At 46.5% G+C, this 24,963-nt stretch carries 25 protein-coding genes, 1 pseudogene and 1 other annotated feature; of the genes and pseudogenes, 8 read left to right on the top strand and 18 right to left on the bottom strand.

The window, feature by feature from the left end; genetic code table 11:
* Positions 1-265: 265 nt before the first annotated feature.
* A complete protein-coding gene (locus tag AC1DM9_RS00625; RefSeq protein ID WP_441880772.1) occupies positions 266-850 on the bottom strand; it encodes a TetR/AcrR family transcriptional regulator in 585 nt (194 codons plus the stop codon).
* A gap of 318 nt (positions 851-1,168) precedes the next feature.
* Between AC1DM9_RS00625 and AC1DM9_RS00620 the strand changes: the two genes are divergently transcribed.
* Positions 1,169-1,558, top strand: coding sequence for an anthrone oxygenase family protein (locus AC1DM9_RS00620; RefSeq protein ID WP_477578017.1), 390 nt, complete (start codon positions 1,169-1,171; stop codon positions 1,556-1,558).
* Between the two features lie 197 nt (positions 1,559-1,755).
* Here AC1DM9_RS00620 and AC1DM9_RS00615 read toward each other — a convergent pair whose 3' ends face one another.
* The 3 genes from AC1DM9_RS00615 to AC1DM9_RS00605 are packed head-to-tail and all read right to left on the bottom strand — an operon-like array spanning position 1,756 to position 3,844.
* A complete protein-coding gene (locus AC1DM9_RS00615; RefSeq protein WP_441880775.1) occupies positions 1,756-2,253 on the bottom strand; it encodes a GNAT family N-acetyltransferase in 498 nt (165 codons plus the stop codon).
* Positions 2,254-2,282: 29 nt separating this feature from the next.
* Entirely contained in the window at positions 2,283-2,825 is a 543-nt protein-coding gene (locus tag AC1DM9_RS00610; RefSeq protein ID WP_477578016.1) for an SMI1/KNR4 family protein, read from the bottom strand.
* Positions 2,822-3,844: a serine hydrolase domain-containing protein gene (locus AC1DM9_RS00605; RefSeq protein ID WP_477578015.1), complete on the bottom strand. Its 1,023-nt coding sequence runs from the start codon at positions 3,842-3,844 to the stop codon at positions 2,822-2,824. Before AC1DM9_RS00605 ends, AC1DM9_RS00610 begins: the two co-directional genes overlap by 4 nt.
* A 197-nt stretch (positions 3,845-4,041) precedes the next feature.
* On the opposite strand from AC1DM9_RS00605, the gene AC1DM9_RS00600 reads away from it, so the two are divergent.
* The 3 genes from AC1DM9_RS00600 (at position 4,042) to AC1DM9_RS00590 (ending at position 6,741) form a co-directional block, all read left to right on the top strand.
* The gene (locus AC1DM9_RS00600) at positions 4,042-5,022 is read left to right on the top strand and encodes a phosphotransferase (protein ID WP_477578014.1); all 981 of its coding nucleotides are present in this window, start codon (positions 4,042-4,044) and stop codon (positions 5,020-5,022) included.
* A gap of 168 nt (positions 5,023-5,190) precedes the next feature.
* Complete coding sequence (locus tag AC1DM9_RS00595) at positions 5,191-5,472, top strand: ArsR/SmtB family transcription factor (RefSeq protein WP_054025100.1); 282 nt, start codon at positions 5,191-5,193, stop codon at positions 5,470-5,472.
* Between the two features lie 72 nt (positions 5,473-5,544).
* Positions 5,545-6,741, top strand: a complete 1,197-nt coding sequence (locus AC1DM9_RS00590) for an MFS transporter (protein WP_477578013.1) — start codon at positions 5,545-5,547, stop codon at positions 6,739-6,741.
* A gap of 959 nt (positions 6,742-7,700) precedes the next feature.
* Here the strand turns inward: AC1DM9_RS00590 and tyrS are convergent.
* The 14 genes and pseudogenes from tyrS to AC1DM9_RS00520 all read right to left on the bottom strand — a co-directional run bounded on the left by tyrS (position 7,701) and on the right by AC1DM9_RS00520 (position 21,757).
* Complete coding sequence (gene tyrS / locus AC1DM9_RS00585; protein ID WP_441880779.1) at positions 7,701-8,990, bottom strand: tyrosine--tRNA ligase; 1,290 nt, start codon at positions 8,988-8,990, stop codon at positions 7,701-7,703.
* 73 nt (positions 8,991-9,063) lie between these two features.
* Positions 9,064-10,077, bottom strand: a complete 1,014-nt coding sequence (locus tag AC1DM9_RS00580; RefSeq protein WP_477578012.1) for a hypothetical protein — start codon at positions 10,075-10,077, stop codon at positions 9,064-9,066.
* 145 nt (positions 10,078-10,222) lie between these two features.
* Positions 10,223-11,902, bottom strand: a complete 1,680-nt coding sequence (locus tag AC1DM9_RS00575; protein WP_477578011.1) for a glutamine--tRNA ligase/YqeY domain fusion protein — start codon at positions 11,900-11,902, stop codon at positions 10,223-10,225.
* 90 nt (positions 11,903-11,992) lie between these two features.
* Positions 11,993-12,246: a binding site (T-box leader), on the bottom strand.
* Positions 12,247-12,319: 73 nt separating this feature from the next.
* Positions 12,320-12,646 carry a YnfA family protein gene (locus tag AC1DM9_RS00570; RefSeq protein ID WP_076267312.1) on the bottom strand — a complete coding sequence of 109 codons (327 nt, stop codon included), beginning with the start codon at positions 12,644-12,646 and terminating at the stop codon, positions 12,320-12,322.
* 42 nt (positions 12,647-12,688) lie between these two features.
* Positions 12,689-13,171, bottom strand: a complete 483-nt coding sequence (locus AC1DM9_RS00565; protein WP_477578010.1) for an SRPBCC family protein — start codon at positions 13,169-13,171, stop codon at positions 12,689-12,691.
* A 21-nt stretch (positions 13,172-13,192) separates the two neighbouring features.
* The gene (locus tag AC1DM9_RS00560) at positions 13,193-13,447 is read right to left on the bottom strand and encodes a hypothetical protein (protein ID WP_441880783.1); all 255 of its coding nucleotides are present in this window, start codon (positions 13,445-13,447) and stop codon (positions 13,193-13,195) included.
* A gap of 369 nt (positions 13,448-13,816) precedes the next feature.
* Positions 13,817-14,079: pseudogene (locus AC1DM9_RS00555) on the bottom strand (Gfo/Idh/MocA family protein); the annotation flags it as partial.
* 438 nt (positions 14,080-14,517) lie between these two features.
* On the bottom strand, positions 14,518-17,064 hold the full coding sequence (locus AC1DM9_RS00550) for a cadherin-like beta sandwich domain-containing protein (protein WP_477578009.1): 2,547 nt from the start codon (positions 17,062-17,064) through the stop codon (positions 14,518-14,520).
* A 154-nt stretch (positions 17,065-17,218) separates the two neighbouring features.
* The gene (locus AC1DM9_RS00545; RefSeq protein WP_477578008.1) at positions 17,219-17,422 is read right to left on the bottom strand and encodes a hypothetical protein; all 204 of its coding nucleotides are present in this window, start codon (positions 17,420-17,422) and stop codon (positions 17,219-17,221) included.
* A gap of 153 nt (positions 17,423-17,575) precedes the next feature.
* Complete coding sequence (locus AC1DM9_RS00540; RefSeq protein ID WP_477578007.1) at positions 17,576-17,926, bottom strand: hypothetical protein; 351 nt, start codon at positions 17,924-17,926, stop codon at positions 17,576-17,578.
* A gap of 271 nt (positions 17,927-18,197) precedes the next feature.
* Positions 18,198-18,719: an extracellular solute-binding protein gene (locus tag AC1DM9_RS00535; protein ID WP_477578373.1), complete on the bottom strand. Its 522-nt coding sequence runs from the start codon at positions 18,717-18,719 to the stop codon at positions 18,198-18,200.
* A 6-nt stretch (positions 18,720-18,725) separates the two neighbouring features.
* A complete protein-coding gene (locus tag AC1DM9_RS00530; RefSeq protein ID WP_477509892.1) occupies positions 18,726-18,866 on the bottom strand; it encodes a hypothetical protein in 141 nt (46 codons plus the stop codon).
* Positions 18,867-19,075: 209 nt separating this feature from the next.
* Entirely contained in the window at positions 19,076-20,407 is a 1,332-nt protein-coding gene (locus AC1DM9_RS00525) for an alpha/beta hydrolase (RefSeq protein WP_477578006.1), read from the bottom strand.
* Positions 20,408-21,757: an alpha/beta hydrolase gene (locus AC1DM9_RS00520; protein WP_477578005.1), complete on the bottom strand. Its 1,350-nt coding sequence runs from the start codon at positions 21,755-21,757 to the stop codon at positions 20,408-20,410.
* 170 nt (positions 21,758-21,927) lie between these two features.
* On the opposite strand from AC1DM9_RS00520, the gene AC1DM9_RS00515 reads away from it, so the two are divergent.
* The 4 genes from AC1DM9_RS00515 (at position 21,928) to AC1DM9_RS00500 (ending at position 24,924) form a co-directional block, all read left to right on the top strand.
* Complete coding sequence (locus tag AC1DM9_RS00515; protein WP_477578004.1) at positions 21,928-22,854, top strand: LacI family DNA-binding transcriptional regulator; 927 nt, start codon at positions 21,928-21,930, stop codon at positions 22,852-22,854.
* A 38-nt stretch (positions 22,855-22,892) separates the two neighbouring features.
* The gene (locus AC1DM9_RS00510; protein ID WP_430053991.1) at positions 22,893-23,051 is read left to right on the top strand and encodes an IS3 family transposase; all 159 of its coding nucleotides are present in this window, start codon (positions 22,893-22,895) and stop codon (positions 23,049-23,051) included.
* A gap of 554 nt (positions 23,052-23,605) precedes the next feature.
* The gene (locus tag AC1DM9_RS00505; RefSeq protein ID WP_477509896.1) at positions 23,606-24,439 is read left to right on the top strand and encodes a sugar phosphate isomerase/epimerase family protein; all 834 of its coding nucleotides are present in this window, start codon (positions 23,606-23,608) and stop codon (positions 24,437-24,439) included.
* Between the two features lie 41 nt (positions 24,440-24,480).
* Complete coding sequence (locus tag AC1DM9_RS00500) at positions 24,481-24,924, top strand: heme-degrading domain-containing protein (protein ID WP_477578003.1); 444 nt, start codon at positions 24,481-24,483, stop codon at positions 24,922-24,924.
* Positions 24,925-24,963: the final 39 nt, after the last annotated feature.

Genomic DNA, 24,963 nt, shown 5'->3' with positions numbered 1-24,963 from the left:
TACCAGAATTCCTCCACTGAAAGTATTTCACTAGTGTATCCTGACCGTTAGCTTAATGAAGCAAAATCAGTCTACAACTTTATTTTCTTCTGACAACATATAATTTATAGAGAAATGAAGTCAAATAAGGGTTAGGTTCGTTACAAACGTTAAAATGAATAAGCTACCGACTTTGTCGGCAGCCTGTGATCATTTCACTATCCTATATTGAATATAACAATCATAAATTTCCAAGTGCTAAAAACCAGTAACACTCATCTATCAGCTATTCGCGAAGGCGGTTAAGAAGAGCTAATGCCATTTCTCTCGCGGCTGCAACAATTTCTTCGTCCGTACGCTCCGTTCCACTGGCGGCCATCAGTGCCGAGTTAATACTGAGAAAGGCCATTCTTACGAGTAATTTCCGTGTAGGATCAGCATCCTTGCCAGCCACAAGCTCAGCCACTGCCCCAAGGCTGTCGCGGATTTGACCACCGGGATTGCTAACCACGCTCCGCATAAGATTGGGATTCGCATTTACGAAGCGGATGCCGCGCAGCTTGTCTACAGAAGTTGAATCCACCCAACGAAGCACCGTGCGCTCCAGAAGGTCTGGACTCGGTTCTTGGCTGACGGCCCATGCGAGAAGTTCAGCCGCCTCGTCACCGCGGGAGGACATCATTGAATTTACGATGTCATTTTTGCTTTTGAAATGGTAGTATAGCGCAGCCTTGCTGATCCCGAGTTGCTCAGCGATCTCACGAAGTGATGTTGCCTCAAACCCTTTAGCAGTGAAAAGCTCCAAAGCTACACGCTGAGCTTCCGCTTTTGTTTCACTGCCCGTCCGTTTCACTGACTCACTTATACTCATGATTGTCACACTCCTTGCCTTTCAATCATTTTAGCCATACTCATCATACTTGACAACTTACCTGTCGGCAAGTAAAGTGTGTTTTATAGTTATCATTTCAATTTTTCTTCACCACAGTTTGAACGCTCGGTAATCGAGCCGTCATGAAAACAACCATAAGGAGGATATCCTAGTGACTAACATCGTTCTACTATTATCTCCCCTACCCTCGGCTTATACACTGGGTCAGAGCTTATTATGAATCATATCATTATAGAGTTCATCAGTTTATTCCTTGCAGGCATCCTTGCTGGTGAAGAGCTCGTCATTCGCTATGGGGTGCACTTGTCTCCGGCTGGTCTAGACGACCAGTCTCAAATTAAAGTTCGTCAAGCACTAATACTTAAACTGCGTGTGCTGGTGCCCGCTATCTTTTTGCCTACGGCCGTGTCGGGAGCTGCGGTGCTAGTACTGAGCGGCTCCGAGCCAGGTTTGTTCTTCCGCTGGGCTGGCGTTCTGGCCTTACTCATCTTCATCCTAGTCACGCTCATTGGCACTGTCCCCATCAACAAGGGTGCGCTCGAATGGAAACCCGACGCGCCGCCTAGCAACTGGAAGTTGCTAATCCGACGCTGGGAGCTGCTTGATGTGGTTCGTTCATCGGCAGCAGTCTTGGCATTTGCATGTTTCTTGACAGCTGTTGCACTGCAGTACTCGAGATTGCAATAACAAGCTTTAGACTCCTTTTAGCGAAAAAGGCAATGGTTGCTTCGGACATGGAAAAAGTCCTAGCTGCCATTGCCTTTTTAAAATCAGACAACAGTTGGTTCAACTATTTAGAAGCCGCTTTCTGCTTAAAATCTTCAATAAGATGCTGTATATCCATTTTCCAAACTAGACTAAACAAATTGAAAAGATGACTATTCTCATATGTGAATCCAGTAGTTGCATTTTCCACCTTCATTAGCTTCTAGTACACCATTATTTAACTCAATGACTCTTCTAGAAGCGATATTACTTTCCACACAAGACAGCATAACATCCTTTATTCCCATGTTTTCTGCGTTTTTTAGGAGTTCATTTAACATGACCGTACCGTAGCCTTTTCCTCGTTTGCTTGGTCTGATCGTATAACCTATATGCCCGCCTGATATTTTTAAGTTATCATTCAAATAATGCCTCAGCTTCCCGTAGCCTACGGGATAGGAATCAACGAATAACCAGAAAACAGTCTGGGGAACGTGCTGGGGTAAGAGATCAATACCTTGCGAGATCGCTATATTTTTTCGAATAAATGCAGGAAATTGACTATAATCGATATCATACGCACTATTCACAAACCCATTTTCTCCCGGGCCTATTTCTACTAACATGTCAAAAATATCACGTCCATCATCTACACTTGCTGCTTTTAGTTCAATCATCTTCTTTAGGCCTCCTATTTATAAGTCTCTTAATCTATTATTTTTCCCGCGTTATAAATGGGCCAATTCCAATACTTCTCACCCTGACATATGATAAACCGATCAAACCATTGCTCAAAATTCATATGCAGCGGCCTCGCATCATGAAATTGATCAATATGGCCTTTGACCATTAAGTAATGGTCTGAGCCTTCATTAAAAGCTTTTAAATGAATAACAATGTCATCCTGATAAATGTAAGCTACTTTCAAATAACCTTCATTAGGCTCCTCGTACGTTACTCCAAATGTATCCTGCCACCCGTATAAGTAGGCCTCTCCTCCGTACTCCGGATGGTCAAAGAGCGAGCAGCCATTCGTTATTCTAAGGAAATTCAAATAATCCTGAGGAAGTTTACAACCCAGTTTTTCCTGAAAAAGCATTAAATCTTCTTCCCTTGCAGGAGGTCTAAATGTACATTTGGCCTCGTATAGTTCACCTTCACGCAGCTGTAAGCTTAATAACCCATTGCCCGCCTCTAATCTTTGCCTTAAGGAATTGATAGTTTTCTTAATGATGTTGCCTTGACTCATCGAGCACCTCCATAACTGCGAAGCAGATCGTATGTCATATTTCCAAACTTTCTTATGTCGTATAAGTAATCATATCCGCTCGCACCCTGCAGCTGGTTATACATGCGAACCACTACGGCATCGCAGCTCGGAATGACCAGACAGGCGCAGCCTGTAATTCCAAGAACTTGATAAGCGTCACTCGGCAGAAGCTCGCCAATTTGATTCAAGGGAGTATCACTTTGCAGCCACCATATAAAACCATTTCGAGGCAGAAGAGATGGAACAGTGAGTGGCGTATGCAGCGAAGTAGCTCTTGCAAAAACAGGTTGCGGCAGCAACTGTTTTCCATATGCATTGCCGTTTTTAAGATGCATATGCCCCCACATCGCTAGATCGCGCGCACTAACGAACAAATTGCTTTGATCACCCGCATCACTATCGTTTGGCCCCACCCACGTATCTTCATCATCATAATAATTATATATAAGTTGCTCCGCTGCTTTTGTTCTCCAGCCCGTTTCCTTTAACCCATATTGATTAAATACGTGACTCGCCATAAAAGTACTTAAGTTTTGCCCAGATATATGCCTAACTAATTGAAAAAGCATGCCAATTCCCGTATTGCAGTATGCCCATCCATATCCAGCTGGGAACTCTCTTGTTATCTTCCCGTTCTCTTCGATTAATCCATGGGTATGCGTAAGCAAGTGGCTCAACGTTACTCCTTGCGCTGCATCTTTATAATCATTGATATACTGCCCGATTTCGTCATCCACGCTGCCTATTTTCCCTTGCTCTATTAATAAGCTGACAGCAAGCGCTAGATACGTTTTACGGATTGATGCTACGTTGAACCGCGTTTTTTCATCCACGAGTCTCGGCGCATCTGATGCTGCATGTGTACCGGAATACCACTCGTTTACAACAACATCGTTCTGAATGATATACGTTGCGGCAGCTGTGGCGCCGATACTTTGTTGAATAGCATAGACATACTCATTCAGGCTTTGAAAATGATTCGTTACCACTTTCTGCACATAATCCTCTCCTGCTTCAGAGTTGATTTACCAATTCTGATTAACAATAATCCGCTGCTCTTACATTGTCAAATAAACCCAACAAAGAGATTTCCAGCAGTAATAAACAACTATAGCCATTGTTTCTATCCCCTTCGGTTCACGATTGCTATAGGATAAATAGATAATGTGAAAGACATTGAAAGGATGATTGTGACATGCTGCAAATCCCTGCCGTACATACTGTATTTCATAAGGAAACGCTTTTTGAAGCCATGGCCTTATTATATGATATCGGTACACCGCTAAAGAGCCAATTCGTGTCCAATGGCTTGAATGATACCTATTCGGTGGATACGAATACCGGAAAATTTATATTGCGAATTTATAAGCATTTGTGGCGAGCAGAATCCGATATCCGTTTTGAGCTGGATTTGTTAACCTATCTTAAAAACTGTATCCTGCCGGTTTCCTATCCAATCCAAAGACGAGATGGCGAATGGTTGACTGAGCTTGACGCACCGGAAGGCACTCGTTATGCTGTGCTATTCTCTTATGCGGATGGGGCCGGGAAACTTAATGTCGATACAAGCCAAGCTTACGGAAGCGCTATAGCGCAGCTTCATCATGCCATGGATTTCTATGAGCCCAAACATGAACGGTTTGAACTTGATGCTGCCCATTTGCTCGACGAGCCTCTTCGGGCGATGCTTCCGTCTTTACAGCATCGCCCGAACGATGCAGCGTTTGTTCAAGAAACAGCCGGCAGGCTGAAAGCTCGCCTTGCAGAAGCCGCGAATGATGCATATGACTGGGGAGTATGCCACGGGGACCTGCATGGCTGGAACGTCTTTCATTCGGATGACGGCAGCATGACACACTTTGACTTTGACTGCTGCGGCGTAGGATGGCGCTCGTATGATCTATCCGTTTATTTATGGGATCGCGTCCATGGCAGAACGGATAGTGAGAGCTTTGAAGATGAATGCTGGGATGCTTTCCTGGAAGCCTATACGAAGGAACGCCCGTTAAGCGAGCAGGATCTCGCGATGATTCCTGTATTCGTAGCCGTCAGACAGCTTTGGCTGATCGGACTTCATACAGGCGGAAGCGCCGTTTGGGGATCTTGGCAGGATGATGGTTACTTTGACGGGAAGCTTAAATTTTTGGCGGCTTGGGTAAAGGCGCATAACCTATAATGCGATGAAAGAAAAGGAGCTGCTTGCGGCTCCTTTCTTCTTTTATACGTTTACGGAAATGCTTGTTGTAAAATAAAATGAATGCTTGCCTGTTTACATTCGAATATCGATATGCTATCTTATTTCTACAAATATAGAAATAAAGACTGCAAGAAAGGTGAAGCCACAATGACAGAAGATCATGCGGACGTACGTCAAGCTGTAAAAGTATATAAGGCGCTCGGTGAGCCTACCCGTCTAAAAATAGCTCTGCTGCTTACTGAGGAGAAAAATTTATGCTGCTCCGATATTGGCACAAAGCTGGAATCTGTAGCCGGCTCTACCCTCTCACATCACTTGAAGCAATTGACGGAAAGCGGATTGCTAGATCTCCGCAAGGACGGTACGTATATCTACTACAGTGTGAACCGCGAAATGGCCCGAAAGTATGCGCCATATTTGTTGGAGTAATTTTTTTTAGGTTATATTTCTATAGATTTAGAAATATAAAAACAGTGGAGTGGAGAGAGGAGTATTTTTTATATGTCTAACGCGTGGAAAATTTACATGCTGGCTATAATTAGCTTTTTGGTTGGAACGTCAGAATTTATTATTGCGGGTATTTTGGATAAGGTAGCCGACGACATAGGTGTATCCGTATCTGCAGCAGGCCAGCTGATAACCGTTTTCTCGCTAGCTTACGCTATTGGCACGCCGATTCTTATGGCAGTTACGGCGCGTGTTGAGCGGCGTCAGCTGCTCCTCTACTCATTAGGTGTATTCGCGATCGGCAATCTTATTGCTGTTGCTTTGCCTGGATTTGAGTTTTTGATCGTGTCCCGCGTCGTCCTCGCGCTCAGCACAGGCGTGTTTGTCGTTACCGCTTTGACCGTCGCTTCTAAGCTTGCACCCGTTGATAAACAGGGCAGTGCCATTGCGACGCTCGTTATGGGTTTTAGCACAGCATTAATCGTCGGTGTCCCTTTAGGCAGGGTAGTCGCATCTGTATACGACTGGCATCTCATCTTCGGAGCAATCGGACTGCTGGGCCTGCTTGCAATGCTCCTCATTTTATCCAGCATTCCAAAAACAGATGGTGAAGAGCCCGTTCCACTTCGCAGCCAGCTTGCTCTCTTGAAGCAGCCGAAAATTGTAACGGCACTGACGGTCACCTTCTTGTGGATCGGCGGTTATTCCATCGTTTACACTTATATTTCACCATTCCTGCTTAGCGTAACGAAGCTGAGTGAACAGGGCGTGAGCATCGGACTATTTGCATTCGGTATCGCCAGCCTGATCGGGTCTAAATTTGGCGGCTACAGCACCGATAAATGGGGAGCGCCGCGAACATTAGTCAGCGGCATGCTGTTCCATACGATAGCACTTGTTCTACTCTCATTGGCTGGACAGTCTCCGGTTATCGTATTTCCTCTGCTTATGATCTGGGCCTTTACCGCTTGGTCATCCGGTCCAACTCAGCAGTACCATCTGATGTCACTAGCTCCAGAAGCTTCGGGTATTATGCTAAGCTTGAACAGCTCTGTACTTCAGCTGGGCATGGCTGCAGGAGCCGGGCTTGGCGGGGTTGTCGTTGAGCAAGTATCGCTTACCTCTATCAGCTGGATTGGAGCTACAGGCGTCATTCTCGCCGCTGCTACAGCCGCAACCTCCTTCGGGTTCTCCCGCGCGCGTTCCCGCAGGAAGATAGCCGAGGGCAGCTTAGCAAAAACCAGTGCTTAAACTTTAGCAGCTTTGCTTTGATCATTGATTAAAGTCACTCCTATTTTTAAAAAATGGGGCTGTCTCAAAAGTCATTTTGCGATTTTTTTGAGCGCTAATTAGATCTTATTTTCTTTGAGAAAAAGGACCTCAAACTCCACTTTACAGTGGAATTTGAGGTCCTTTCATCTGAAAACGGAGATGTTCCCCTGTCATGCGAAGACATTTGCGGCAGCGCCTGCAGCAGCTTCATCTAAGCACAGAAATGCACTTATTTAACCAAATCTTCTTCAAATCTGCTCAATTAGAGGTATTTGTACACCCATTTACATCATTTCAATCTTGTTTGTTAAAAACAGGTGCACTTTTGCACTTATTTACTCTACGCTAACGGTTAACGCATATCACTATCATACAACATGCATAAGCCACTTACATAATCAAATCAGACTTTAATACTAATCGAATTTCAGAGGGCGCAGCCCTTGGGGGGAGGGTGTCAATAGCCATAGGCTCCAGAGGCACCCTCTTTCTAATCCTGAGCTAATATGTACCTCTACACTACCCTTTATCATTGCCTATACTGCATAATCGCTGGATAGAAGCTGCTTTCTCACACTTACATGGAGCTATACTGCATTCTATACAATATAGGTGCACTTAAAAAGCTAAAATGGTCAATCGTATAACAAGATATTGCATGAATACAACATAGATCTCCATCACAGCTCAATATGGGCGAAGTTCCTGCAAATGTACAGGATAGCCAAACGCTGGTCGCAGTGATTGGTGTCGGATAATAGCTAAACGTTGGTCGTGGAGTTTAGTATCGATGGATAGCCAGACGCTCGTCGCGGAGATTGATGTTGGATGATAACCACACGTTGGTCTCGGAGAGCGTAAACTCGACTTCCTAAAGTAGATCTAACATTCAAAAGAAAACCAGACTTCCATTATCGGAAGTCTGGCTTATTTTTGTCCTATTCAAATCGAATCAAGAAGTAATTTTTTTTGCCGCGGCGCAGCACGATAAATTTGTCATAGAGCCTTTGCTCCGAGCCGATGATGGATTCTACATCCGTGTTTTTCGTGCCATTAATCGAAATCGAGCCGCTCGTAATATCTTGTTTCGCTTGGCGGCGAGATGGTGCAGCTCCAGATTCGATCAGAAGATCCATAAGCGCAATCTCTTCTCTATTTGTAAGCACCGTTGTAGGCATGTCCTGCAAAGCTTCAATTAGCTCAGCTTCACTCAGCTGATTTACATCGCCGGAGAAAAATGCCTGCGTAATTTTCTCTGCGCTGTCGAGCGCTTCTTGTCCATGAACAAGGCGAGTAATTTCACGCGCCAATTCACGCTGCGCCACCCGTTTCTCTGGGTGCGACTGAAGCTCTGTCTCCAAAGCTTCGATTTCTGCACGAGAGAGGAATGTGAAATATTTCAAAAATTTAATCGTATCGTTATCTTCAGTATTGATCCAGAACTGATAAAACTGGTACGCCGATGTCTTCGAACGATCCAGCCAAATCGCGCCAGATTCGGATTTCCCAAATTTCTTGCCGTCGCTTTTGGTAACGAGAGGCATCGTCATGCCGTAAGCGTCGCCTCCGCCCATTTTGCCAATCAGATCAAGACCTGCTGTAATATTGCCCCATTGATCGCTGCCGCCAATTTGCAAGGAACAGCCATGCTCTTGATGAAGCTTATGGAAGTCATACGCCTGCAAAATCATATAGCTGAACTCGGTAAACGAGATGCCTGATGAAAGACGGGAATCGACCGAATCCTTCGCCAGCATGTAATTTACAGTAAAGTTTTTCCCTACATCACGTAAAAAAGTAATGACATCCAGCGGCGCAATCCAATCGTAGTTGCTTACGAGCTTAGCCGCATTATCCGCAGCATTGAAATCAAGAAAGCGGGAAAGCTGACGCTTCAAGCTCTCTGTCCATTCGGATACCGTATCCGCTGTGTTCAGCGAGCGTTCCGTCGAGCGGCCGCTTGGATCACCAATTAAACCTGTTCCGCCGCCAACTAGCGCAAGTGGAATATGGCCAGCCTGCTGGAAACGACGCAAGCACAAAATCGGAAGCAAGCTGCCGATGTGTAGGCTGTCCGCTGTAGGGTCGAATCCGCAATAAAGCACGACGCGTTCACTCGTAAGCTTCTTATGTAATTCCTCGCGGTTAGTAAATTGCTGTACTAGCCCTCGGTATTCTAGATCAGCCAATAGATCTTCATGATTAATGGTTAATGCTTCGTTTGTCATTTAACTCTCTCTCCTCTAATGTTTCCTACAGTTTACGTTGATTTCGAGTTTTTTAAAAGATGTGGACGGACGATTACATGGTTTTGGTCATTTCTCTACGTCTACGAATCGTTCTTCTAATTAAAATATCACAAATAAGCACCCCTACGCCAACAACAAAGTCGACAAACCCTACAAAAATAGCGTTAAACGGATAACCGCCCATTTTCGAAATATAATATACCGTAAAAGCAAAAATCCCAAATGCACTGATCGTAAATAAAATACTTTTTCTAAAAAACAGCGCAAGCGCTGCAGCAATTACCGTTAATGCGGCGACTGTTCCCAGCACCAAGAGATTATGATCCTTCTCTATATTCGTTGGATACAACAATCTTTTGGGATACGTGTAAGAAAAATACCAGTCCTTGCTGGGCAATTCATTAAAAACAGCTTTGAATGTTTTGGAGTCCGTTTGTTCCATTGCTAAATTCGAATGAAGCGCAGCACCGGGTTCGCTTAGCCGTATTTCCAGCTCGACATGCGGCTCGCCCTCCCAGAAAGCTGCTGGGGTCAAAAAATAAAGATGGGAAAAAATCGTCGTAATTACACCTTTATTATACATCCCCCCATTTTCAATATAGTTGATGACAATATTTTTCGTTTCGTTCGGCTCAAAAGATAAAGGGAACCTCGCTCCTTGTGCTGGACCAATTTCCGCTGAGTAATTGGATAAACGCAGCTCCTTGCCGCTTACTGGATCAATGACCGTATTTTTCAATAGGGTATTTTGCCAATTAACCGTCTTTACATTCGGATCCATGATCACATTAATCTCTTTGTTTCCCTCTGATACCATAAGGGCCTCACTTGCAGGCGTTACAAATAAAACCTCCAAGTCCTTGGCGGAATCGGACGTATTGTGAAGTTCATACTGAACCGTTACTTCCGCATGGCTTTTGTACCGTTCGATATCACGGAAGGTAAACACAACCTTCTCGCGAACCAAACTCACTTGCGATTGATCATCCAGCTCCAGCCTGCCATAACCCTCCGCAGGATCATGCAGCGGTCCCCCGTTGGCACTTGCTGCTTCTGGTAAAAGCATAAATAATAGGACAGCGGTCAGAATTAATGGTCGAAGCTTATGCAGGAACACTCCATCACCTCGTTCTCCGATTGTAGAGCCTCACAAAAAAGAAGCCTCCATATGTATTATTTTACCACATAAGAGGCTTCATCTTGTTATTGCTCTATTTTTTCTTCCACGTATCCTTAAGCGGTACGATGCGATTGAAGACTAGCTTCGTATCCGTTGTATGTTTTTTGTCCACGCAAAAATATCCATGCCGAACGAATTGGAACTTATCCTCTGGCTGCGGAAGAACCTCAAAAGGCTCAATCCTACAATCTTTCACGATTTGCAGTGAGCTCGGATTAATGACGCTGTCCCAAGCTAAATCGGTATCCTTCGGGATTTCATTACCCCGCAGCAGACTCTCATAAAGGTGGACATCCACCTTAGCCGCGTGACTCTCCGAAACCCAGTGGATCGTCCCCTTCACCTTCCGGCCGGTAAAGCCCGTTCCGCTTTTCGTTTCGGGATCGTAAGTGCAGCGAAGCTCAATGATCTCACCTGTGGCTTCATCTTTAATGACTTCCTCACATCTAATGAAGTAGGCACCGATCAGCCGAACTTCAGCTCCGGGCGCTAATCTGTGAAATCCTTTGGACGGCTGCTCCATAAAATCATCTTTCTCTATAAATAGCGTTCTAGAGAAGGTGACCTTGCGTTTGCCAAGCGTGTCGTTCTCGCTATTGTTATCAATGGACAACAGCTCGGTTTGGCCCTCCGGATAATTAGTAATAACCACTTTCAGTGGATGGATGACGGCCATTACGCCTTTGACCTTCGCCTTCAAATCCTGTCTTGCCGCATGCTCCAGCATCGCGATATCAACGGAATTTTGCGCTCTAATCATGCCGATTTCATCGATAAAATTTCTAATGCTCTCGGGCGTAAAGCCTCTTCGCCTGAGTCCACGGATCGTTGGCAGCCTTGGATCATCCCAGCCGTCGACGAAGCCGCCCTCAACGAGCTGTCTCAAATATCGCTTGCTCGTCACGACACCCGTTAGATTTAGCCTGCCGAATTCCCTTTGCCTTGGCGGCTGAGCAAATTCCAGCTCCTCCAATACCCATTCGTACAAAGGACGATGGTCTTTGAACTCAATGGAGCATAACGAGTAGGTAATGCCCTCGATGGCATCTTGAATCGGATGCGCAAAATCGTACATCGGATAAATGCACCACTTATTTCCCGTCCGGTAATGCTCAGCATGGATAATGCGATAAATAACCGGATCTCTTAAATTAATATTAGGTGCACTCATATCGATTTTGGCACGCAATACTTTGGAAGCTGCCTTAAAATCACCATTTTTCATTTTCGCAAACTGCTCTAAATTTTCATCAATGGAGCGATTTCGATAAGGGCTATCCTTGCCCGGCTCCGTAAGCGTCCCCCGATATTCCGTAACTTCTTCTGGTGATAATTCACAAACATAAGCCTTTCCTTTACTTATGAGCGCAACTGCAGCATCATATATCGCATCTGAATAATCCGAACCATAATAAATATGGCTGCCAGGACTATAATCAAGCCAATTGATATCTTCGATAATGGCATTCACATATTCGATGTCCTCTTTCAGAGGATTCGTATCGTCAAATCGCAAATGAAACTTCCCATTATACTTTTGCGCAATCGTATAGTTTGTATGGATGGCATAGGCGCTTCCGATATGCAGGTATCCATTAGGCTCAGGCGGAAACCGCGTGCACATTTCTCGTGTAAACACGCCTGCTTGAAGATCCTCATTTATGATTTTGTATAAAAAATGATCCGTGTTCGGCTCTAATTCGCTGCTCATTGTAAAACCTCCAATTTAGGGTTGCTATCGATACTTTGATTTTTCATGTCCCAAAAAACAAAAAAAAATTCCACCCCCAAGACTTCGCGTCTTGGGGACGAAATTTTTCGCGGTACCACCCCAGATTCGTTAATATGTCGCCATATTAACCTCTTCAAGTACGGCACCAAAGGATGCTTATACTCTAGCTCTATAACAGGAGCTCCTGTCACAGCATCCCCTTGCTCAGGTTCCGATGTGATGCTCAGAGACTTGTTTCGATAAACCATTCCTTGCCCCTTTTCAGCTGCCGGGGCTCTCTGCGAAAGAATGTGTTTATGTACTCTTCTCGTCATCGCCTTTTTCAATATTTCATATATGTTAACAAATCGTTCCCTGAATTGTAAATGGTTATTCTACACAGCAAGCTAGATCATACTAATGCCTTGGCGCCCACAGTATAACTGAAACACCGACCAAGCAAATTGCAGCACCTATCCAGTCGTATAAATCAGGTGTTTTTTTATCGACCAGCCAGCCCCACAATACGGCCATCACTATAAAAACGCCCCCGTACGCCGCATAGACTCTCCCAAACGAAGGGAAGGATTGAAATGTAGCAATAACACCATATAGCGCTAAAGCTACGCCTCCGACCATTCCCCAATACATCGGCTTGCCTTCACGCAGCCATAACCAAATCAGGTATCCCCCACCAATTTCAGCTAACCCAGCTAATAAAAATACCAATATTCCTGTAATCATCTCTTTCACATCCAATAACCCAAGCTGATTGAATACTTATTTCTAAGCCTGATGCAAATTTTCAAAAGCTTGTACATATTTATCGTATTTCATTTTCCATACGTCCTTGCGAGAGGCAATGGTTTTTCCGTCCAGCAATGCCTCGATAACATCCAAACATACATCCCAGCCGGCAATATCTTTAGGGGTATGCGCTGTAATTTGAACAAGCTTCTCGATTAAAACCAAGCGGCAGCCCTCTGGCTCTGCATATAATTCAAAACGAACGATATCCTCAGCCCACGTAAACTCCAAAACCGATAACGCTTTGAGCTCGATGATGGCCATCTCTTCAAAATGTCCATTCTGCATATCAAATTTTATTAATCCGCCTTCACGCAGGTCCGCGACACGCAGCTCGGGGAACCACTGGGCGAGCTTCTCGTTGTCAGTCAGCATCGACCAGACACTCTCCACAGCATGCTTCAAATTGCGCTCGAAACGGACCGAATATCCATTCTCAGCTTGGGTAATGGATGCCAACATGTCTACTCACCTCGTCCTTATTTATTCCTGATTGTATTTTTTCTCAAAAACAGACCATCGAATCAAAGAAAGAGTAACACCCACGACAACTGAAATAAAAATAATAGGCGCCATTTCGATTTGATCTACACTTTTACGACCAAGTACAATGAGTACTCCCTGAATAATTAAAACGTAAATCAATAAATAAAGCACCCATCTAATAGCGTACGACAGCTTGCCCTTTGTTCTTATCTTGCTCCATTTCTCGCGATTGAATTTGTTGAAGTCATTCACAGGTTATCCCTCACCCAATTACATATTTCTAGTGATACATACTCCCGAAATAGGATTCAGCACCTTATTTAATATGGCGATTATAACATAAGTATAATCAAAAATAGGCTGCAGCAAGAAGAAAAATCCTTCTTCACTACAGCCTTGCACGTCAAACGACTATTCATTTTTTGTTATATGAAGCTACGAAAACAACAAAGAATCGCTAATTGCAGGTACATCCATCCACTGTCTCGACTCGGCAGAACGCTCAACGGCTTCAATAACGAAATGATTTCTATAGCCGTCCTCGAAATTCGGAGCAGGATTAATCCCGCTGTGCAGCCCTTCCATGAACGTCGCCATCATATTAATAAAGGTATGCTCGTAGCCGATAATATGACCATCAATCAGCTTCTTAGCTAGCTGTATCGCAGGCGCAAAACGATAATTATGGCAAATCATATGCATAACGCATGCTTTTTTACCGCCTGCAGCATCTCCGCTGCTTGGCTTGCACTGACCGCGAGCGGCTTCTCGCAAATGACATGCTTGCCTGCTTCTGCCGCAGCGATTGCCTGAAGCACAGGCTCTACCGGCGTATCGAAGTAGAATGGCAGGTCGCGATAGGCGTGGCTATGCGCTTTCCCCATAATACAAAGAAAAATCGAAATGATCCCATAGTGAACGCAGAATTGGCGCTCCAGCGTATTCTCCTTGATTAAGATCGTGAAACCGTGGCTGTTCAAGTGTTTGTTTTAAAAAATCACCTAAAACCCTCTAAGATATACCCGGTTGAAAGGGTATCCTTCATGATTATTGGGGTGATTAAGAAAAGTCAAGGGATTTTTTGGTTTGTTCAACAATATACTGACTTTTGGTGATTTTCCATCAGTTGGGATGAACTGCATAAGTCATGTCATCTACAGGTATTATAGCAAGTTTCCAATACCTAATAGAATAGAGCCTCCAAGCCTGCACCTGAGCAGGCCTGAAAGCTCTATTGGTTAACCAACCTTCAATGGCTGATGTCAGGGCAGCAGCAATTTGACTAATAGATCAAGCTGTCGGCTCAGCATAACAAATTGCCTTTATTTGCTCGCTGCTAGATCATCCAATATATATTGAATGATAGCAACGACTTCAGCTCGAGTTGCCGATTCAGCCGGAACAAATAGATTCTTTCCCCGACCCTTCAGGATGCCACGGTCTTTAGCTGTCTTCACAGCATATTTGGCCCAATTTGAAATAAGACGATCATCAGCAAACCCAGTCTCTGGCGCAAGCGCGCCTCCCTCAGGTTCGCCAAGCGCTCTCATAGCTATTACGGCTAACTCCTGACGATTAATTCCCCCCTTTGGTTGGAGGCTTCCATCCGGATAGCCAATAAATAAACCATGCTGGTAACCAAGTGCGATCGCATTCGCTGCATAAGGGGCGATTTGCTCCCCATCACTAAAGCTCGGTTCACTCCCTTGTGCTGGACCAGACCAACCTAATGCCTTAACCAGCATGACGATAAAATCCTGCCTTGATACTTTCTCGTTAGGCCTAAAGGTCCCATCAGGGTACCCCGAAATCCAGCCCTGCTGAACTGCTGACTGTATGATCGGCTCTGCCCATGACCCCAAAATATCGTTAAATGAAATGGGCTTGACGGGACCAACAGGAGTCTCCGTAGTTGGAGTCGGAGATGGCGGAGTATACGGAACAAAAGCTCGGTTTACCCTAATTGTGTATAGCAGTTCTTCACCGCTCTGCGAGACGACTTTAATATGAATATCATTGTTCCCTTGACTCAACAGTAGATCTACGCTGTCGCTAGCACTTGCAACTGGGACATAGGTCGAGTCATTTACTGATACGCTTACTAAAGCATGACTCTCTGCTGCAACTGGTTTTACCGTTATCGCATAAACCGAATAACCAACGGATGCTTCGTAGTTTACTGTTTCAGGATGAAACAAAGGTGTAAGTGTTCCTGCTGACAAACTCAAATCGCTCAGTGTAGCATTGTGGCTTGGCCGCAAGACTTGTACGGTGTAGATTTGCTCATTTCCCTCCTCGGCCGTTACGCGTATGGCAATCGTATTTAGGCCTGCCTCCAGCGGCAGGGGAGCGCTTGCCGTACTGTTGGTCAAGCTTTGATAGGAACCTCCATTGACACTTACCGCTATAGACGCATTCGTTCCCGCTGCCCAAGGCGTCAGCGTAATCGCACTCTGATTACTCCCCACTTCGGCTGAATAGCTATAAATTCCAGCATCGAATAATGGGCTGAGCGTACCAGAAGAGAGAGATAAGCTGCTTAAATTCGCATCGTTGCTCTGCCTATAAACTGTCAGCACATATTGATTCACCGTCGCTCTGTCCTCGGCGGTGACGCGTATCGCAATCGTATTCAGGCCTGCCTCCAGCGGCAGGGGAGCGCTTGCCGAACCGCTGGTCACGCTTTGATAGGAACTGCCATTGACACTTACCGCTATAGACACATTCGTTCCCGCTGCCGAAGGCGTCAACGTAATCGCACTCTGATTACTCCCCACTTCGGCTGAATAGCTATAAATTCCAGCTTCGAATAATGGGCTGAGCGTACCAGCAGAGAGAGACAAGCTGCTTAAATTCGCATCGTTGCTCTGCCTATAAACTGTCAGCACATATTGATTCACCGTCGCTCTGTCCTCGGCGGTGACGCGTATCGCAATCGTATTCAGGCCTACCTCCAGCGGCAGAGGAATGCTTGCCGAACCGCTGAATATGCTAGTGAATGATCCCCCATTAGCACTGTAGGCGATTAAAGCATTCTCTTCTGATGCTGTAGGCGTTACCATGATGGAATCTTGACTATTTGCTACAACAGCCTCATAGCTGAAGCGTCCGCTGGCGAAATCCGGCTGCAGCAAAGCACTTCCGGATAAGCTTAGCTGCTCCAAAGTTGCATTCGTGCTTGGCTCAGAACGAATAACTTCGATAGTATATTTTCTAGTTTGGGAGCCATCCGCAGAAATCGTTTCAACTGGAATGGCCGTGCTGCCCACTCCAAGCTGGATAGCGGAGCTAGCTTCGCCATCTGTGCCCCCTATTCCATTTATGGACAAGCTACCATCGGCATCGTTTAGAGTAGGAGTGACCTTCGTAGAGACTGTCGAATAAGGAACATGAACGGTGTAATTAAGCGTATTGGCATCGAATGCAATCGTCCCGGCTGAAGTTTCCAGCTTCTTTAGAGCAGCATCGTTGGCCATCGGCCGATGCACATGGAAATTGATCAGTCGAGTGACTGTGCCATCGGAAGAAGTAATTTTTATTTCTATGAGGTTATTAGCCGGATTTAGAGGAAGATGGCCTGTAGATGTCCATTGTCCAAGATTTTTCCAATTATCTCCATTCATTTGATATTGTATCGTTGCATTTTCATCGACGGTCTTGATAGCGAAATAGTACGTAGAAATCGAACTTCTCGGAATGTAAACATCATACTCGTTAATCGTGTTCGAAAGAGAGGGGGTATGCGGATATGTAAATTCAACCCTGTCCACATCCACATTATTGCTCCCAGCCGCCCTAACATAATGACTCAAAGATGCTGGAAGCAGCATGCTAACTACTAACAAGATTAGGCCTATTTTTCTTAACATTAAATGAATTCCCCTTTGCTATTCACTTATTTTTTCCTAACGAAAACCACATCTAGCAAACTATGTTTATTATATCATATAGACATCACTTATACAGTTCGATGAATTAAGTGGGAATTGTGAGAATCTATGCTTGAATAAACCGGCCACCTGGTCATGAGCAGACGCTTGGGCCAATAGGCAGAAATAATGCTTGCGAAAATTCGTACTTCTGTGTCAAAATCGATAACGATTCGTTCAGATCCCTTTTGGTTTCTTTTACGAACATGACAACGAGTTTTGAAGAGTCCGCGAACCATTTCGCCGTGGGTGCAGCTCTCATTACTCCTTTTTTCTTTGTTTGCTTGCCATAACGCATAGGCTACTAATGCCTCCGTAGCGAACACGAATTCCATATGCGCGGTTGCTAATGATGAGATAGGCTCCCTTGTACGTTGCAGGGCTGTATTCATAGTCCTCTATGCCAACTTCTTTCAAGCGAACAGTGACGACCGCGGCAATAGGGACACGCTTATCTTTCGAGATCGCTTGCCCTTTCTTGAAGGACAACCAGATTCATACACCAGCGATACGTTTTGGATAAAGAGTCGAACAACCAGCATAAGAAAGGCAATTTTTTGGCGTAGGGATGGGCAATAAGCGTATCATCCAAGTTTATGACGTCACCTGGTTTTAGTGCCGTAACGCTAACTTCTTGAAGCCTTGCCGCACGTTTATGACCAAACGTTCTCCATGCAAACGAAGTTGTGAAAAATCGACTAAGTGTATACTGCGCAAGCTTATAGGGTTTGAACATGGTCGCAAGTAGAGCGTCCTTACTGGTTAACAAAGCCATTTGGTTCACAGACGAGTGGTTTTCCATCTGTTGGTATGAACTGCATAAGTCATGTGATTTTTTTCTACAGGATCTTTCTATACCGTTCATCAAATTAACCACCTGCTCTGAACATTTAATAAAAATGATCAAAGAGCCGCAACCATTAAAGAAAGCCGAGCGAAATCAGTTTATGGTTAACTGAAGATCGTCGGCTTAGCAGTAAGCTTATTAAGGTGATAAGATAGCTGAAAGTGAGTCCACACCTTATAGATTTGCACACTACGTTAATACAATGAAGTCGTTCCCTCTGTCTCTTCTATCCTTTAGTCGCGCCTGCCGCCAGACCGTCAACAAAGTGCCTCTGCAAATACATGAACAGCAGCGTAATCGGTATGGCAATGAATACTGCTCCCGCGGAGATCGGCAATATTTCTTTACGCAACTCCGCAAAAGTTTGCATTCCCTTAACCGCGCCCTCGTTGTTTAGTCCAATGTCAGCAGAATCCGTGCCTCCGCTCCCGAAGATATAACCACCAGTAGATCCGATGAACGGATAGCTGTAATAGAAAAACGGCACATCGAACATAAACGCGTATTTGTTGCTTTCGGGATCGTTAAACGATCGCCCGAACTCGATGACTTCTTCCATCGTCTTCGGAGGCTCAGAAATCAAATCCTTATTGTAGAACATGGCATAAGTCATGACCTTGATGGGATAGCCGAACAGCTTGTTATTATACGAAGCCGCGGCGACCGCCACGTCCTCGTGCTCGCTGCGCGTCGCGTCCGCAAACTCATCGTTAGGCAGAATCAGCCCGGCGCTTGCCGCCTTGCCCAGATGGTCCTAGGAAGTCGTAATGACGTCTGCCGCAATGCCAGCTGGACCGTCCAGCTCGAATTTTCCGATTTGATCCATCGTTCCAAGCTCCTGCATCTTCACTTCGACGCCGTATAGTTCCGTAAATTCCTTGATGATGGCATCCACAAAAGGCCGGGCTTCTTTGCTCTCCTATACCAGCAAGCTCGCGCCAGTCTCCGGTACAAGCTCCGTATCGATCTTCTCGAACGCCAGATCGAACTGGCTTTGCACGGGAGTTACGCCCGCTCCGGACTCGGTTGTGCCGTTGGAGACGCGGCTGCGGCGAGCAGCGATAGCGTTAAGAACGCGCCGCGAGTCAGTGTTTTACCCCGTATTCATATCGATTGACTTAGCATCCAACTTTGGACTTCATAATGCAACGTCTTGTTGCTGTCGGCGACGAACCGCCGCTTCGGGACGTCCGCCCCCTCCGGGCCTGCTTCCCTTAGACCAGAATGCTCTGAGACGTGAAAAGCAAATCCCGTATTTCTCGGCAGGAAAAGCCGCCTTCGGTAGGAGCGAGGTCCGGACTTCTCCAGTTCCGCCCCCGCATATACTCTCGCCGTTGCCGAGGTATCGTCTGGTACGACAACTTCCAGCTCCACTTCGACCTTTTCGGATAATTCCGGCACGATCCTGATTATTGTCAATGCGTTCAGCCCATGTCCGCTGTATGCGATCTCACAATCCCCCGTCTTGACTGCCCGGATCAAGCCTGTCGGATCGACCGCCGCTGCGCCTTCGGGCGTTACGCGAAAGCTTGCGTCCAGGTCGACCGAAACTAAACCGCTTTCATATGAGACAAGCGGGTATACCCATGCCTCGGCTCCCTCGATCCCGGCGATAGGATCACCGGTCAACTCGGCTGAGACGGGCGATCCTTTGTCTCCGAAGAAGAAGACAAGCGGCGCGTATACCCTCTGCTCCCAAGCTGCCTCGTTATGCTCTGCCATCGGTTCGTAGCAGAACACGAGGTCGTCTCCAGACCGGTAGCCTAGCTTCAAGAAATGCTCCACCATGTGCCTGACGTGATCGACACGCACAGTCATGCCTTCCATGCCGCCAGCATCTATCCATAATTGAAACGGTCCTTTTCCATCGAAAGTCTGAACGATGGGCAGATGCGTCATCGTCTCCTCATTGTATTGGGCAAAATAAGGCGAAACCATGGCCAGCTTGCCAAAAACGTCGGAACGGCGGAACCCGATATGGTAAGTCGCGAGCCCGCCTCTGGACGAACCCATCAGTGCGGTGTGGCGGCTCTCATGCTTCGTCCGGTAAGTACGGTCGATGTAGGGTTTAACTTCCTCCGTCAGGAAACGTTCATAGAACTCTCCCCGGCAAGGGTAGTCGAGCTCCTCCGCGAACGAGCCTTGATGCGCGAACTCGCTGTTTCGCTCCAGCCCCATATTCGAAACCGCCACGACGATCAATTTTTCGATGCGTCCTTCCGCAATCAGACGGTCGCATACGCGGTGCAGGTTCCATGACTGCCCGTTAAATGCTTCATGGAATACGTTCTGCCCGTCATGGACGTAAAGCACCGGATACGTCCTGTCCGCTTCCTGCCCGTAGCCGGGCGGCAAATAAACGAAAATGTCCCTTTCGTTGCGCATAATTTCCGATCGGAAATTCGCGATGGTTTCCACTCGCGAAGGCTGCGTCATTCAAATCTCCTCCTCTCTTCCCGTAACTGGCCTTAAGTCTATCCAATTATGAACCGTGTAAACGACTCTCTTGTCCTCGTCCGTGACAAGCCTTCTGTAACGCATCCGCCCGAAATCCCGATCGACCTCTTCCTTATCGTAGCCCCGGGTGATGAGAAAATCGAACGTTAATCCTCTAGGCAAACTGACCGTTCCGCCATACAATCCTTTGCCGAGCTTCGGAACGCCGAACGTCGCATAAATCTCGGCATCTTCCGGCGTTGTATCCGGCACGCGAATTTCAAGCTCGACGACGACGGTCTCAGATAGCCGTTCCACGACAGTATACATTCTGGCCGCTTCTTGGCCACCATAGTGGCAGACGATCGTCGCAGTGCCGGGTTTCCGTGGAAGCAGCCTTCCGTCTGGCGAAATCCCGAGGACATCCGGATTATCCGTCTGGTAATCGGCTCTGAGCAAACTGAAGCGTATGCCGTTGTGAAGAGCGGCAACCGCATTAACGACCACTACAGGCCCGTCGACACCGACGATACCGTCCCCTTCAAGCGCGAGAACCGACACATCGGCGGCTTCGCCAAAGAAGTGCAGCAGCGGCATGTGCGCCCGGCGGCCCCAGTCCCATTCGGAATGCGCGGCTTCCATGTCCAGATAATAATAAAGCTCCTCACCTTGCTTCCAGCCAGCTTGCTGCATATTCTCCGCGACGCTCCGCACGTGGGATGGCATGAAGAACCCCTCCGCCCCACCTATGTCCATCCATATTTTCTGCCCATCGTTATAAGGATACAGCCGATACTGCGGCGTTTCTTCCAGCGTGCCGGGATCTACCTGGACGAAAAAAGGCGACAGGATGCCCAGCATGCCGAATACGTCCGGACGGCGGAGCCCGATGTTGTACGTTGCAATGCCGGCCGCCGAGGAGCCCATTAACGCCGTATGCTCCGCATCCGGCAGTGTCCTGAATGCGCGATCTACGATTGGCTTCAGCTCTTCGATTAGAAAATGCTCGTAAAGCTCGCCGACGCAGCGAATAGGATACGCGCACAGGTCGTGGAAATATTCACTGGTTCCGTCCTCGTACTTATGTTCGACCGCTACGATAATAATTGGCCGAATCAGCCCTTCCGCCAATAGTCGGTCCGCTACGCGGTGCATACCCCAGGACTCTCCGGATGGCTTGCTCGGCTCGAATACGTGCTGGCCTACGTGCATGTACAACACGGGATACCTTACGGACGGATCATCGTCATAGCCCGCAGGCAAATAAATGTAGATGTCTCTTTCGTTCCCCAGCCGGGATGCGTGCACCCCGGGTAATACGATCAGCTTCGATTGAGCCGAATTTTCCATATTGCATAGCCCCTCCTGAGAACTTCATTCTTCAAGTTTTAACTTAACCGGTTAAGTGGCTTCAGTATAGGGCGTTTCCCGTGGCTTGTCAACGGCAAGTTTGACATCCTTCCAAGTTCGGACTTATGATTATCTAAACTTTTGATCCTAACGAGGCGGTTACTGATACGATGAAAAAAACGACACTTCGCGACGTAGCCAAAGAAGCCGGCGTCTCCGTCGCCACGGTAAGCTATGTCCTTAATTACGTGAGCACCCAGACGATTCCAGAAGAGACGCGGCAGCGGGTCTTTACGGCAGCGAGCAAGCTTCATTACGTTCAAAATTTGACGGCGAAGTCGCTCTCACTGGGTAAAACCAACGTTCTCGGCGTGCTGTTCGTCAGCACCGGAGACGCCCGCATTCCAAAGCCGGTCAGCTACGGAGCTTTCCTTGACGGATTAGAGCGCCGATGTCGGGAGAAGAGCTATCATCTCCTTGTATCCCAAATTGATCCGGCCAAACCCAATTTCGAGATCATTGCCGAGCGCAAGCTGGATGGCGTCTTTCTGATTGACGCTATGGCCCAATCCTTCCATGCGATATCGAGGAATCTGCAATACGGCTCGCCGCTGGTTATCGTGGACAGCTTGATCGACGATTCCTTGTTCCGGCAAGTCAATCCTGATTTCCAACGATTGTTCAGTGATCTGAACTCGTCATTGCCGGCCGGACAGCCTTATGCTCTCATTCACGAACACATGTCGAACGAGCGGTATCACGAAATCATTCGATCCGCTTCGGGATTGGACGAATCGCTCGTATTTGCGGCCACCAGCGACGAAGAGTCGCTCAAGCAATTTATCCAGCAGCACGAGAACAAGCCTCTCGTCGTCTTCAACGAATTTTTGGCCTTGCAGGTACTGAAGTACCTGAGCCCGGAGAACCTTGTCGTCGTCTGCACCTCGGAATGCCCGGAACTCCTTCCCGAGCAGGTCACAAAGTTCGTTTTCACTCGTTCCAAGTCCGAGGTCGCTTTCGGCTTGATGAGCGCGCTACTAAACACTCCTTTCGGCACTTCCGAGGATCAGTACATCTCTCTGGGCAAGAAGGATTAAACGGCTGGGGCTCGTCATGAACCTATGAGACATGGAGGATGAACAGATCCATAGAACGAGTAGCTCGCTGTATCTTTAAGACGGATTTCGCTAACCATGCGCATTTCCTCGCGGAAGAACAGTTTGACATCGAACCCCATGATTACGTCCATTGGTTCAATTTCCATAAACCACGGGACACTAGATTATTTTATTAAATGACATGGTTATCTTTAATACGTTTGCAGATGATAAATTCTAATATATTGTGACATGAAGTTAATCCACCAGTTGAACATATACATTTTTCAATTAGTCTTATAATTGAAAAATAGAGTTGCACCTAATCAATTTACAGGAATTCTAAAGGTACCTTAATTAAATAATCTAAAAGAAATGCTCGCCTTTGAATTAGGCGAGCATTTCTTTCTTTAAAAAAAGCTTGGTAATATTCAGAATTTCTTCAGAAAGTTCCTAGTCAGTAACTAAGCATTCTTCTCTATACTGATATTGTCGGGCGACCTCTACACTATTTATTTCTGCCTTTTTCAATTGTTGCTAGCCTCTTTCATGAATGCGCGTTTATGCTATTATCATATACATTTCATAAATTGGCTGTTAATCCCTTTGCAGCAACAAAATTTTATTTTTTCAATGTGCTCATCCTTATCAAATAGATTGATCTTGTATAAACACGTGTTTATGTTATACTTTGCTCAACATAAGTTATTCCTGCTAGCGAGAAAATATTCGAACAAAGGACGGGGTTTCGATGAGGCTTGGAGGTCAGGTTTTTCTAGAAAATAAAAATCCTGAAAGTTGGTCAAATGCACTTATACAAGCGGGCTTCCGCGCAACAACCTGCCCCATAGACGGCAATGAAGATATTAGCGAGCTGGATGATTACTTAGCCGCAGCAGCAAAACATGATATTCTGATTTCAGAGGTCGGCGCATGGAGCAACCCTATTAGCCGAAATGAGGAAACAAGGCGCAAAGCGATTGCCTACTGCACGCAGCGTCTGGAACTCGCAGAACGGATGGCTGCGCAGTGCTGCGTAAACATTGCTGGCTCACGCGGCGAACAATGGGACGGACCCGATCCCGAAAATTTCAGCGATGAAACCTTTGAGCTCATTGTAGAGACGACGCGTGAAATTATCGATGCGGTTAAACCAGAGAGAACCGTATTTGCCTTGGAAATGATGCCGTGGGTGTTCCCAGATTCAGCCGACTCCTATCTTGCCTTGATCAAAGCGATCGATCGCAAAGGCTTTGGCGTACACTTCGATCCCGTCAATATCATTAGCAGCCCTCGGGCCTATTACCAAAATGGCGAGATCATCCGTGATTTTTTTGCGAAGCTTGGGCCATATATTCGGAATTGCCATGCGAAGGATATTTTGCTGCGCGGTCAATTGACCGTTCATATGGATGAGGTCATCCCAGGCCAAGGCTTGCTTGATTACCGTACATTTCTTACCGAGCTGAACAAGCTGCACCCGGATACGACGCTCATTATCGAGCACCTATCCACCAATGAGCAGTATCAGCAAGCTCGAGAGTACATATGCAAGACGGCTTCAGAGCTTAATATATCGCTGTAAAGGAGATCGGCATAATGAATCACGAACAACTCCTATAGGAATTGAAGCGTGAGGAAGAGGAGCTGCAATTCGACTCCTTCACGAACGAAACCGCCCTGCAAATCGGGCTTGGGCTCATTGAACAGGCCAAATTGGAGAACAAGTCGGTAACGATTGATATTCGAAAAGGCGAACAACAGCTGTTTCACTATGCTTTTCCCTGCACCTCGGCAGACAATGATGACTGGGTCATGCGAAAAGCACGCGTCGTCAATCGTTTCGGAGTCAGCTCTTATCGTATGGAAATCGGGTTGCGCGCTGCCGGTACAACGCTTGCCGAGCGTTATTCGTTATCCCCTTCGCTCTATGCTCCTTATAACGGAGCGTATCCCATCCACGCTCGAGGGTTCGGGGTAATCGGAACCATTGCTGTATCCGGATTGCCCGATGATCAAGATCATAAGCTGATCACTTCTGTGCTCCGAAATATACTTAAACGAGCCTAAATGTAGGTTCCAATAGAAAAAAGGCAGCAGCGAAAGGAT

It is taken from the genome of Paenibacillus sp. 01T431 (assembly GCF_056398625.1).
The sequence above is the reverse complement of the archived record's forward strand: the minus strand, read 5'-3'. Positions and strand labels throughout refer to the sequence as shown.